The organism is Streptomyces sp. BL1 (genome assembly GCF_057628045.1).
Map to the genome: position 1 here is coordinate 6155459 of NZ_JBXYWZ010000002.1, position 12261 is coordinate 6167719.

The 12261-nt window shown below is 72.0% G+C and carries 10 protein-coding genes; 6 read left to right on the forward strand and 4 right to left on the reverse strand.

The window, feature by feature from the left end; translation table 11 throughout:
- The first annotated feature begins 200 nt into the window (after window positions 1-200).
- Both AC3AGO_RS27060 and AC3AGO_RS27065 read left to right on the forward strand, forming a co-directional pair.
- On the forward strand, window positions 201-1901 hold the full coding sequence (locus AC3AGO_RS27060) for an MFS transporter (RefSeq protein ID WP_487822842.1): 1701 nt from the start codon (window positions 201-203) through the stop codon (window positions 1899-1901).
- A 47-nt stretch (window positions 1902-1948) separates the two neighbouring features.
- Window positions 1949-3130 (forward strand): acyl-CoA dehydrogenase family protein, encoded by a 1182-nt coding sequence (locus AC3AGO_RS27065; protein WP_487822843.1) that lies wholly within the window; start codon window positions 1949-1951, stop codon window positions 3128-3130.
- A gap of 118 nt (window positions 3131-3248) precedes the next feature.
- Here AC3AGO_RS27065 and AC3AGO_RS27070 read toward each other — a convergent pair whose 3' ends face one another.
- On the reverse strand, window positions 3249-3704 hold the full coding sequence (locus tag AC3AGO_RS27070) for a cell division protein SepF (protein WP_487824839.1): 456 nt from the start codon (window positions 3702-3704) through the stop codon (window positions 3249-3251).
- A gap of 303 nt (window positions 3705-4007) precedes the next feature.
- Between AC3AGO_RS27070 and AC3AGO_RS27075 the strand changes: the two genes are divergently transcribed.
- Window positions 4008-5237: a DUF5685 family protein gene (locus AC3AGO_RS27075; RefSeq protein WP_487824840.1), complete on the forward strand. Its 1230-nt coding sequence runs from the start codon at window positions 4008-4010 to the stop codon at window positions 5235-5237.
- 50 nt (window positions 5238-5287) lie between these two features.
- Here the strand turns inward: AC3AGO_RS27075 and AC3AGO_RS27080 are convergent, their stop codons facing one another.
- The 3 genes from AC3AGO_RS27080 to AC3AGO_RS27090 are packed head-to-tail and all read right to left on the reverse strand — an operon-like array spanning window position 5288 to window position 7781.
- Complete coding sequence (locus tag AC3AGO_RS27080) at window positions 5288-6214, reverse strand: ABC transporter substrate-binding protein (RefSeq protein ID WP_487822844.1); 927 nt, start codon at window positions 6212-6214, stop codon at window positions 5288-5290.
- Window positions 6211-6735 (reverse strand): GNAT family N-acetyltransferase, encoded by a 525-nt coding sequence (locus tag AC3AGO_RS27085; protein WP_487822845.1) that lies wholly within the window; start codon window positions 6733-6735, stop codon window positions 6211-6213. The genes AC3AGO_RS27080 and AC3AGO_RS27085 overlap by 4 nt, the downstream gene beginning before the upstream one ends.
- Window positions 6732-7781: an LLM class flavin-dependent oxidoreductase gene (locus tag AC3AGO_RS27090; RefSeq protein ID WP_487822846.1), complete on the reverse strand. Its 1050-nt coding sequence runs from the start codon at window positions 7779-7781 to the stop codon at window positions 6732-6734. Before AC3AGO_RS27090 ends, AC3AGO_RS27085 begins: the two co-directional genes overlap by 4 nt.
- Before the next feature lie 572 nt (window positions 7782-8353).
- On the opposite strand from AC3AGO_RS27090, the gene AC3AGO_RS27095 reads away from it, so the two are divergent.
- From AC3AGO_RS27095 to AC3AGO_RS27105, 3 genes are all read left to right on the forward strand, one after another.
- Entirely contained in the window at window positions 8354-9241 is an 888-nt protein-coding gene (locus tag AC3AGO_RS27095; protein WP_487822847.1) for an amino acid ABC transporter permease, read from the forward strand.
- Entirely contained in the window at window positions 9238-11244 is a 2007-nt protein-coding gene (locus AC3AGO_RS27100; RefSeq protein ID WP_487822848.1) for an FAD/NAD(P)-binding protein, read from the forward strand. Before AC3AGO_RS27095 ends, AC3AGO_RS27100 begins: the two co-directional genes overlap by 4 nt.
- Before the next feature lie 70 nt (window positions 11245-11314).
- On the forward strand, window positions 11315-12238 hold the full coding sequence (locus tag AC3AGO_RS27105) for an amino acid ABC transporter permease (protein WP_487822849.1): 924 nt from the start codon (window positions 11315-11317) through the stop codon (window positions 12236-12238).
- Window positions 12239-12261 lie beyond the last annotated feature (23 nt).

A 12261-nucleotide genomic window follows, 5' to 3' on the forward strand; every position in this document is an offset into this window, starting at 1 on the left:
GCACGCGGAAAGAGGTGCCGATTCCGGCGAAGGTGTGATGCGCCACGCAGCACGCGAGACGTCTCGCGTACGCTGACGCCCACTCGCCCTTCCGCTCCCGTGTCCGGACGGCGCACTGTCCCGACGCCGTTCGGCTCGCGACACATGGCAGAGCCTCACGGACGGTACAAGAAGGTGCGAGCGCAAGAGGAGGTGCGTACATGTCCGGGACGACCACGGCCACAGGCCGCCAGCCGGACGTCCCTGCGGGGCCGGCCGTCACCGGCGGACCGGCGAACCGCTGGACCGTCCTCGTCGTGCTCTGCGCCAGCCTGCTGCTCGTCGCCATCGACGCCACGGTGCTGCACGTCGCGGTGCCGGCCGTCACCGAGGACCTGCGGCCCGGCTCGGCGGAACTGCTGTGGATGGTCGACGCCTACCCCCTCGTCTGCGCCTCCCTCCTCATTCTCTTCGGCACCCTCGGCGACCGGATAGGACGCCGCCGCGTCCTGCTGTTCGGGTACGCGCTGTTCGCGCTGGCCTCCGCGCTGGCCGCGTACGCGCACACGCCGGGAGTGCTGATCGCGGCCCGCGCCCTGCTCGGCGTCGGCGGCGCCATGATCATGCCGGCGACGCTGTCGATCCTGCGCCAGGTCTTCCCCGACCGCAGAGAGCGCGCGCTGGCCGTCGGCATCTGGAGCGCCGTCGCCGCCGTGGGCGCCGCGGTCGGCCCGCTGGTGGGCGGTGCGCTGCTGGAGCACTTCTGGTGGGGCTCCGTCTTCCTCATCAACATCCCGCTGATGGCGGCCAGCCTGCCCGTCGGGCGCTGGCTGCTGCCCGAGTCCACGAGCGACACCCAGGGTCCGTGGGACGTGTTCGGCGCGCTGATGGCGGCGGCGGGCCTGTTCGGCATCATCGTGGGCGTCAAGCACGCCGGGAGCGGCGAGCCGTTCTCCGTGATGACCATCGTCCCGGTGGCCGTCGGCGCGGCACTGATCGCGGCCTTCGTCGTACGGCAGCGCCGCAGGCCGCATCCGCTGATCGACTTCCGTACGGTCGCCCGGCCCGCCTTCGGCACCTCGCTGGGCTGCATCGTGCTGACGGTGCTGGCGCTGGTCGGGCTGGCGCTGATCGCCGCCCAGTACCTCCAGCTCGTCCTCGGCCTCTCCCCGCTGCAGACCGGGCTGCGGCTGCTGCCGCTCTCGGTCGCCGCCATCGCCGCGGGCCTCGTCGGCTCCCGGCTGCTGCGGCTGCTCGGGCCGCGCGCCATGGTGTCGCTCGGCTTCGTGGTGACCGCTGTGGCCGTGCTCTGTCTGACGACCGTCGGCCAGGAGGACCGCCCCGGCATCCTCGTCGGCGGCTTCGTACTGCTCGGCTTCGGCCTGGAGACGACGCTGTTCGGCTGCTACGAGTCGATGCTCAGCGAGGCGCCCGCCGACCAGGCGGGCGGCGCGGCAGCCGTGGGCGAGACCGCGTACCAGCTGGGCGCCGGGATCGGCATCGCGCTGCTCGGCAGCGTCATGAATGCCGCCTACGCGCCGGGAGTCCGCGACGTACCCGGCGTCTCCGGCAGAGCGGCGAGCGACGCCGGCCACTCGATCGGTGAGGCGTACGAGGTGGCGGGCCAGCTCGGCCACGCGGGTCACGCCCTCCGGCAGGCCGCCCGTGACGCCTTCGTCCACGGACTGCACGTGACCCTGACCGTCAGCGCCGCCCTGCTGCTCCTGGGCGCGCTCGCCGCGCTGCGGCTGCCGCGCGCGATGGACTGCTCCCGCCCGGCGGAGGAGGAAGCGAAGCGGCACGCCGGTCCGGCGGGCCCGCCGGCGGCGGCCAAGGGAGGTCCCGCGGGACGTGCCGTGCGCGCCGATGACCAGGACAGCGGTCCTGAGAACCTCTTGTCGAGCGGTGTGAGCCGGCCGTAGCGTCAGCGGCGAGCCGCAGCTGATCTTCCTGCCGGAGGCACACCACCATGAGCAACCGTCCCGCGTTCGACGCCGGTGACCCCCTCTCTCTCGACGACCTGCTGAGCGACGAGGACCGCGCGGTCCGCGCCACCGTCCGCGACTGGGCCGCCGACCGTGTCCTGCCGGACATCGCCGAGTGGTACGAGAAGGGCGAGCTGCCACCCGTACGGGAACTCGCCCGCGAGCTCGGCTCGATCGGCGCGCTGGGCATGTCGCTGGAGGGGTACGGCTGCGCGGGTGCCAGCGCCGTCCAGTACGGCCTGGCCTGCCTGGAGCTGGAGGCCGCCGACTCCGGCATCCGCTCGCTGGTCTCCGTACAGGGCTCGCTCGCCATGTACGCGATCCACCGGTTCGGCAGCGAGGAGCAGAAGCAGCAGTGGCTGCCGCGCATGGCGTCCGGCGAGGTCATCGGCTGCTTCGGACTGACCGAGCCGGACCACGGCTCCGACCCGGCCGGGATGAAGACGTACGCCAAGCGGGACGGCGACGACTGGGTGCTGACGGGCCGCAAGATGTGGATCACCAACGGGTCCGTGGCCGGTGTCGCCGTCGTCTGGGCGCACACCGACGACGGCGTCCGCGGTTTCGTCGTCCCCACCGACAGCCCCGGCTTCGAGGCTCCGGAGATCAAGCACAAGTGGTCGCTGCGCGCCTCCGTCACCAGTGAACTGGTGCTGGACCAGGTCCGGTTGCCCGCCGACGCGGTGCTGCCGGAGGTGACCGGACTGCGCGGGCCGCTCAGCTGTCTGAGCCACGCCCGGTACGGCATCGTGTGGGGCGCCATGGGCGCGGCCCGCTCCAGCTTCGAGGCGGCCCTCGACTACGCGAAGACCCGTGAACAGTTCGGCAAGCCCATCGGCGGCTTCCAGCTCACCCAGGCCAAGCTCGCCGACATGGCGGTCGAACTGCACAAGGGCATACTTCTGGCGCACCACTTGGGCCGCCGGATGGACAGTGCCGGACTCCGCCCGGAACAGGTCAGCTTCGGCAAGCTGAACAACGTGCGCGAGGCCATCGAGATCTGCCGCACGGCGCGCACCATCCTCGGTGCGAACGGGATCTCCCTCGAATACCCCGTCATGCGGCACGCCACGAATCTGGAATCGGTGCTCACCTACGAGGGCACCGTCGAGATGCATCAACTGGTGCTCGGCAAGGCGCTCACCGGTCTGGACGCCTTCCGCTGACGGATCAGCAGAGCCGCTGACAGAACAGCAGAGCCCGCTGAGAGGTCAGCAGAGTCGCTGACGGACAGCCGACCGTCAGCGGGGGAGCGGCGCTCCGGCGAGCGGCCCCTTGCCGGGCTCAGTCCTGGTTGAAGAAGCCGCCCTCGGCGGTGCGCCGCTTCTCTCCGCTGACCACCTTGTACTCGGCGGGAGACAGCAGGAACACCCGCGTCGCCACGCGTTCGATCGAGCCGCGCAGCCCGAACGTCAGCCCCGCCGCGAAGTCGACGACGCGCTTGGCGTCGGCGGACTCCATCATCGTGAGGTTCATGATGACCGGGACCCCGTCCCGGAAGAGCTCGCCGATACCGCGGGCGTCCCGGAACCCGTCCGGGGTGACCGTCGCGATTCTGGTGCCCTGGTCCTGCGCGGTCTCCGCCGTGACCCGCACGCGCGGGTCCGTCACCCACGGCTCGCGGTTGGCGTCGGCGACGTCACCGGGCTCCGGCCCCTCGGCGTAGTCGTCGTCGTAGTAACGCATCTCGTTGTCGTCGACGAGGCCTAGCCAGGCACTCGCCTTGCGCACCGATCCCATGGACGCCTCCTCTCCTCTGCGCGCGGTCTCCGTACCGTCCGCAACTCTATGGTCGTGCATGATGCGGACGATGCGCCAAGCGGATACCCACCTCAGCCCGGATTCGTGACGGTACTGGTGCACGGTATCTGGCGCGTGATCAGGCGCCGCGCAGGGAAAAGGAGGTGACGGAGCGACAGATTCCGGTTTTCCCGCCGGACGGGTGGCGAGGGGGACAGACGGGTGAGGAACCCGCTCCGGTTGTCGTGTGCGTGACGGGTTAGGGTTCCGACGTCCGTGGCGGAACTGTGGAACGGGGGAACGGTGTTCGGGATCGTCAGGCCTTGCGCGCACCGGTTGGGCGAGCGGCTGCGCACGGAGTGGATGGCGCATCTGTGCGGGCTGTGCCTCGCACTCCGGGGCGACCACGGGCAGTTCTCCAGGATGGCCACCAACTACGACGGACTCATCATCTCCGTGCTCGTCGAGGCCCAGTCGGACCGGTCAGCCGGTACGAGCGCGCGACGCCGTACGGCAGGACCCTGCCCGCTGCGCGGTATGCGGACGGCGTCCGTCGCGCAGGGCGAGGGGGCGCGGCTGGCCGCCGCGGTCTCGCTCGTACTGGCCTCCGCGAAGGTGCGCGACCACGCGGACGACGGCGACGGGGCGCTGCGGCGACGGCCGGTGGCCGCCGCGGCGCGCCGGGTGGCGGCGGGCTGGGACCGCGCGGGAGCGCGGACCGGTGCCGAACTCGGCTTCGACACCACGGTGCTGACCGACGCCGTCGACCGGCAGCAGTCGCTGGAGGAGGCGACCGTATACGGCGGTTCCGTCCTGGATGTCACGGAACCGACCGAGACGGCCACCGCCGCGGCCTTCGCCCACACCGCGGTCCTCGCGGGGCGGCCGGAGAACCAGGAACCCCTCGCCGAGGCGGGCCGGTTGTTCGGACGGCTCGCCCATCTCCTCGACGCCGTCGAGGACCTGACGGCGGATGAGGAAGCCGGCGCGTGGAACCCGCTCACCGCCACCGGCACCCCGCTGCCCGAGGCGCGGCGGCTGTGCGACGACGCCGCGCACGGCATCCGGCTCGCCCTGGACGAGACGCACTTCACCGACGACGGGCTGGCGCGGCTGCTGCTCGGCAAGGAACTGCGGCGCTCCGTACGGCGCTCGTTCCGCGCGTCGGGCTCCGCGTGCGGACACACGCATGACCGGGAGGACGCCACCGCGGAAGCAGACGGCCCCGACGGGGGGAAGAGCAAGCACGGATGGGGCCGCCGGCGCGGGGCGGTCGCGGGCTGCGCCGTGTGGACCGGACTGTGCGTCACCGGGCAGCTGTGCTGCCGCGATCCGTACCACGACCCCTGGAGCGGGAAGCCCAGGGAGGGCTGGTGCCGCGACTGCTGCGACTGCGGCGACTGCTGCAGCGGGTGCGAATGCTGTGAGGGCTGGGAGTGCGACTGCAAGGGCTGTTGCGGCGACTGCTCCTGCTGCGGCGGCGACGGTGGGTGCGACTGCGGCTGCGACGGCTGCGACTGCGGGTGCAACTGACGCACCCGCGCGTGCGAGGGCGCGCGCCGCGCGCCCTCGCACGCGCGGGGTCACTTCCGTTCCGGCGGGCTGATCTGCGAGTGCTCGATGCCCGACTTGCGAGTGCCCCACTTGGCGAGGATCCGGTCGTAGGTGCCGTCCTTTTGCAGCCGGTCGACCGCCGCCTGGAAAGCAGGCGCGAGCGGTGAGTGCTTCTTGAGCGCGAAGCCGACGTCGAGTCGCTGATACTCGTTCAGGAACCGCAGCCCCGGCTGCTGTTTCACCGCGTAGCGCACACCGTTGATGGTGCTCATCACCACATCGCTGCGGCCCTGTTGGAGCGATTCCCACGGGGCGCTCTGCTCGGAGTACGTCTTCACGCTGTACGGCTTCTTGCCCGCCTTGCCGCAGGCGGACTTGTGGTCGGCGAGCGTCTTCTCGAAGGTGGTGCCCGCGCCGGTGGCGACGGTCAGCCCGCACAGCTGCGTCAGGTCGGTGACCTTCTTCAGCCGGCTGTCCTTCCGTACGGCGAAGCCCTGTCCGTCGTTGATGTACGTGACGAAGTCGATGGTCCTGCGCCGGTCGTCGGTCACGCCGAAGTTGCCGGTGCCCAGGTCGTACTTGCCGCTGCCGAGCGCAGGGAGGATCGCCTCGAAGCCGGCCTCCTCGTGCTGCAGCCTCACGCCGAGCACGCGGGCCGCCGCGTCGGCGAAGTCGATGTCCTGACCGACGACAGTCTTACCGTCCTCCAGGTAGGTCGAGGAGGGCGGCGAGCCGACGCTGTTGGCGACGGTGAGCGTGCCCTTCTTCCGTACCGAGGAGGGCAACAGCTTCGCCGCGGCGGGGTCCTTCTTCACCTGCGAGACCACATCGCGGGTGGGAATGCGGGGCTGTTCCGCGGCGGAGGAGGCCGGGGTGCCGCCGCTGCCGCAGCCCGCGAGGACGGTGGCGGAGGCGAGCAGCGCCGCGGACAGGGCGAGGGTGCGGGGACGTCTCATGAGGTGCGGGACTCCAGGTGCGTCGGGGCGTCCAGCCGCTTCTCGAACGGCAGCTTGCCGATCGACTCCGGGGCGGCGGACAGGTCGAACAGCGGGTGGTAACCGGCCGCCAGATACAGCCCCTTGGCCTCGGGCTGCCGCGGTCCGGTGGTCAGATACAGGCGGCGGTAGCCGCACCGCGCGGCCTCGTGCTCCAGCGCGCCCAGCACCAGCCGGGCCAGGCCGCGGCGGCGGTGCCGCGAGTGCGTCCACATGCGCTTGAGCTCGGCGGTCTCCGCGTCGTACCGCCGGTAGGCGCCGCCGGCGACCGGCAGGCCCTCCTCCAGGAGGAGCAGGAACATGCCGTGCGGCGGGGCGAACTCCGCTACGGGGTACCGCCGCAGGTCGGCGTCCGAGCCGTACCGCGTGCGGTAGACGTGCCCCAGCTCCTCCAGAAGGGGCACGGCCAGCGGGTCGTGCAGGGTGGTGCGGTGCACGGTCAACTGCCGTGTCCCGTCCCGCTCTCCGGGCGGTGCGCTCACGGTGCCGCCTCCCAGCCGAGCCCGTCGGGAAGCTCCTTGCGGGCCGCGGGCAGCAGATCGGTGGCGGCCAGTTCCAGCACCCGGGCGCGCGCCGCGAAGGGCAGACCGGCGGTGTCCACACTGAACAGCTGGAGGTCGTGGCCGTACGCCTCGTGCTGCCGGTGCAGCTTCTCCAGCACCCGGCCGGGGGAGCCGACCAGCGCGGGACCGTGGTCGGCCATGTCCTCCAGGGAGCGGAACGGGGTGTTGTTGCCGGGGACGTCGCGGGCGGCGACGGCGGCCTCGTAATACGGCGCGAACACGTCGCGGGCCCGCCGGTCGCTCTCCGCGAGGTGGAGCAGGCCACCCGCACCGACCACGGCGGCCGACGGTTCGTGGCCGTACTCCACCCACTGCCGGCGGTAACGGCGGATCAGGCGGGCGTAGTTCTCCACCGGCTGGATCACGTTGGCGGTGAACAGCGGGTCACCCCACAGTGCGGCCAGGTCGGCGGAGCGTTCACTGGTGGCGCTGCCGTGCCACAGGGTGGGTGGCTGCTGGTGGGGGCGGGGCACCGTGGTCGCCTCGTGCAGGGGCGGCCGGAACCGGCCCGACCAGCTGACCCGTTCGCCGGACCAGAGGCGGCGCAGCAGTTCGTACCCCTCTTCCTGCAGTTCGTACTGCTCCCCGGGGTCGCGGCCGAACAGCTGCCACGGCTCGGGTGCGTTGCCCTTGCCGACCATCAGCTCCAGCCGGCCGCCGGAGAGCTGGTCGACGGTGGCGTAGTCCTCGGCGACCCGTACGGGATCGAGGGTGCTCAGCACGGTGACGGTCGTGAAGAGCCGGATCCGGCGGGTACGGGCCGCGATCGCGCCCAGCACCGTGGCGGGTGAGGACGACAGGAACGGCGCGCCGTGGCGTTCGCCGACGCCGAACGCGTCGAAGCCCAGCTCCTCGGCGAGGACGGCGAGTTCGACGACGTCCCGGAGCCGCTCGTGCGGAGTGAGAGTGCGGCCGGAGACCGCATCCGGAACATTGTCGATCAAAGTCATGACACCGAAGCGCATACACGGCCCTTCTGCAGGCGTGGTGGATCACAGAAGTGCTGGGATCTCAGCGGTGCTGGATCACAGAGGGGAGGGGAGGGTGCGGCCGCGCGCGGGCAGCACGCGGCAGCGTGTGTGAAGGCGAAGGGGGAGAAGGCAGAAGCCGAAGGGCGCGCGCGGGCACGGAAACGCGGAGAAAGGTCCCGGAAAGGGGCCGCCCTGCGGGGCGTCGGAGTCCTGCGGACTCAGGGCCTCAACAGCAGGGGACCGCGGCCGCCGGCAGGCGTGCGCAGGTCAGAGCTGACAGGAGCAGGACCACACTCGACCGAAGTCGATGTGGTCGCGGGTGACCAGCCGCTGCAAGGGACGCATGGACGCAAGTGGAACAGGCATTCCCCGCCGCGTCAACCGAGCCCGGCGCCGCGTCGGCCGAGGCCAAGTCGCGCACGCACCCCCGGGCTTGACAGCCGTCCAGGTGCCCCGCCTACTCTGCGGGTCCGGTCGTGCTGAGGGGCGCGGCCGGAGACGTGAAGGCGATTCCGCCCTGCCCGGCCCGTTCTGCGGCCGGTGCGCAGCATCCACGGAGCCTTCGCATGTCCGCACCGCCGGATACCCTCTCCGCCACCTCCCAGCAGTCCGCAGCGCCCCCGGCGCCGCCCCGCGTCGTGCCCGTACGCCGCACGGGACAGTGGGCCGCGGCCGTCGTCGTCCTGCTGCTGCTCGCCATGGCGGTCAACTCCGTCGTCCGCAACGAGGCCTTCCAATGGGCCGTCGTCGGCGAGTACTTCACCTCTGCCGCCGTGCTGCGCGGCCTCGGGCTCACGCTCTGGCTGACCGCCCTGGTCATGCTGTTCGGCTTCGCCCTCGGCACGCTCCTGGCGGTTCTCCGGCTGGCGTCCAACCCGGTGCTGCGGCACGTCAGCTGGGGCTACGTGTGGGTGTTCCGGTCCGTTCCGGTGCTGGTGCAGCTGCTGTTCTGGTTCAACATCGGGGCGCTGTACCCGCGGCTGGGTCTGGGCATCCCGTTCGGGCCCGAGTTCCTGACGGTGAAGACCACGCAGCTCCTCGGGCCGCTCACCGTCGCGCTCGTCGGACTCACCCTGCACGAGGCGGCGTACGCGGCGGAGATCGTGCGCGGCGGACTGCTGTCGGTCGACAAGGGCCAGACCGAGGCCGCCCAGTCGCTCGGCCTGAGCAGCGGACGGCAGTTGCGCCGCATCGTGCTCCCTCAGGCCATGCGCGCCATCGTGCCGCCCGCCGGCAACGCGCTGATCGGCACCCTCAAAGGCACCTCGATCATCAGCGTGATCGCGGTCCAGGACCTGCTGTACTCCGTGCAGTTGGTCTACCACCGCACCTATCAGGTGATCCCGCTGCTGATGGTCGCCACCCTCTGGTACTTCGTGGTGACGTCCCTCCTCAGCGTCGGACAGCACTACGTCGAGCGGCGCTACGGGCGCGGTACGGCGGGTGCCCGGTGACCGGCGGCGCCGCGGACGGCGGCACCGCGCCCTCGCTGGCGCTCGTCGGGGCGGGCCCGCGCAGCGCAGGACTGGTCGAGCGGATCGCCGCCAACGCGGCCGGACTGTACGGAGACCGGCCGCTGGACCTGCACCTCGTCGACCCGTACCCGCCCGGCGGGGGACGGGTGTGGCGGCCGGGGCAGTCGCCGCTGCTGTGGATGAACTCCATGGCCGAGGACGTCACCATGTTCACCGACGACACCGTCGAGTGCGCAGGCCCGATCCGTACGGGCCCCTCGCTCGCCGAGTGGGCGGCCGGAGTGCGCGAGGGCACCGTCCCCGCGCCGGAAGACCCCGAACTGGCCGCCGAGGCCCGGGCGTTGGAGGGCCATCACTTCGCCACCCGCAGGCTCCAGAGCGCCTATCTGGGCTGGACGTTCGACCAGGCCGTCGCCGCGCTCCCGCCCACCGTGCGACTGCACATCCACCGGCAGCGCGCCGTACGGCTCACCGGTCCGCGCGAGGGGCGGCAGCGCGTCCGGCTGGAGGACGGCGGCGAACTGCACGCCGACCTCGTCGTCCTCGCGCTCGGCCATCTCGACTCCGCGCCGGACGAAGCACAGCGCGGACTGTCCCGGTTCGCGGAGGAGCACGGCCTCACCCACCTGCCGCCGTCCTACACGGCCGACGCCGACCTCTCCGCGCTGCGGCCCGGCGAGGACGTCATCGTCCGCGGCGCGGGCCTCGCCTTCATCGACCTGATGGTGCTGCTGACGGAGGGCCGCGGCGGACGGTACGAGGAGACGGGCACCGGCGGCGAGCTGGTGTACCGGCCCTCCGGGCGGGAGCCCGTACTGCATGTCGGCTCCCGCCGCGGCGTCCCGTACCACGCCAAGCTCGGCTACGCCTGGACCGGCGAACGCCCGCCCCTGCCCTGCTACTTCGGCCCCGAACAGACAGCGGAGCTGCTCCGCCGGGACGAGCCGCTCGACTTCCGCCGGGACGTCTGGCCGCTCATCGCCAAGGAGCTCGGACACGCCCACTACCACCGCCTGTTCACGGCCCACCCCGAGCGCACTCTCGCCGACTGGGCCGACTTCGCGGAGAAGTACGCCGCCGTGGACGTCACGGAGCCGGCCGGCGGGGCGGACGACACGGGGGGCACAGGCAGCACGCCCGCGTCGGGTTACGGCAGTCCGGAGCTGCGCGCCCTGGTCGAGGCCACCGTCCCCGACCCCGCCGACCGGTTCGACCCGGCAGCCCTCGACCGGCCGTTCGCCGGGGCGCGCTTCGCGGACGCCGACTCCCTGCAGGACGCGCTGCGTTCGTACATCACCGCCGACATGGACCGCCGCGCCGACCCGCAGCACAGCCCCGACCTGGCGGTCTTCCTCGCCCTGCTGTCCGTGTACGGGCAGCTGCCGGCGCTGATGTCGTCGGGCCGGTTCGCCCCGCGCTCCCGCATCGGCGAACTGGACGGCTGGTGGCACGGCTACTTCAGCTACCTCGCCTCGGGGCCGCCGCCGTACCGGCTGCGGCAGCTGCTGGCCCTGCAGCGCGCCGGCCTCGTCCGCTTCCTGGGGCCCGAACTGAGCGTGGAGACCGAGGAGTTGAACGGGCGCGGCCTCTTCCGGGCTCGCTGCGCTGCGCTGCCAGGAGCCTCGACCGCGGCCCGCGCCCTGGTCGAGGCCCGGCTGCCCGCACCGTCCGTACGCCGCACCCGCGACCCGCTGCTGCGCGGTCTCTACGAGGACGGGGCGGGCGGCGAGGAGCTGCTGGCCGACGGTGCGCGGCAGTTGCCGACCGGGCTGCTCTCCGTCTCCCCGGAGGACGGCCGCGTACTGGACGGGGACGGCACCCCGCACCCGCGCCGCATCGCCCTCGGCGCACCCACCAACACCCGTTCGTACGCCGCGTTCGCGCGGCCCCGCACCAACGCGCCCGCCTTCCGGCAGAACGACGCGACGGCCCGCGCGGCCCTCACGTTCCTGCGCGACACCGCATGTCGCGCCGCTGCCTGACAGCCGTACCGGCCCACCCCGTCCCCCTTCCGTATCCACCCGTATCCATCCGTATCCACCGAGGAAATCCATGCCTCTCACCAGCGACGCAGCCCTCACCGGCGACGCGCCCGCCGCCGACGCCCCTGCCGCCGACGCACCCGGGAGAGCAGACCCCGCGCCGGAGGCCGGCGCGCTGAAGGTCGTCCCCGTACGCCACCCCTGGCGCTGGGTCGCCATCGCCGCGACCGCGCTGGTCCTCGCCCAGTTCGCGCACGGGCTGGCCACCAACCCCGGCTGGGAATGGGAGGTGTTCGCCCAGTTCTTCAGCACCGACACCATCGTCAGGGCCGTCTGGGTGACCCTCCAGCTCACCGCCTACGGCACCGTCCTCGGCTTCGCCCTCGGCCTCGTGCTCGCCTTCATGCGGCTGTCCGCCAGCCCGTTCCTGAAGACGGTGGCGTTCACGTACATCTGGGCGTTCCGCTCGATCCCGCTCATCGTCCAGCTGCTCTTCTGGTTCAACCTCTCCTACCTCTACAAGCGGCTCGACATCGGCATCCCGTTCGGCCCCGGCTTCATCTCCTTCGACACCATGAACCTCGTCGGCGCGATGAGCGCGGCCGTGCTCGGCCTCGCCCTGCACCAGGCGGCGTACGCGGCGGAGATCGTGCGCGGCGGCCTCGCGTCCGTCGACAGCGGCCAGTTGGAGGCGGCAGCGGCGCTGGGCGTGCCCCGGCTGCGCCAACTGCGCCGGATCGTGCTGCCGCAGGCCATGCGCTCGATCCTGCCGAACGCCGCCAACGAGGTCATCTCCCTCTTCAAGGGCACCTCGATCGTCTCCGTCATGGCGATCGGCGAACTCTTCTACCAGGTCCAGGTCATCTACGGACGGAACGGACGGGTGGTGCCGCTGCTCATGGTGGCCACCGCCTGGTACGTCCTGCTCACCACGGTGCTCTCCGTCCTCCAGCACTACGTCGAACGCCACTTCGCCAAGGGAGAGAACCGATGAGCACGAGCACCGCCACGAGCACC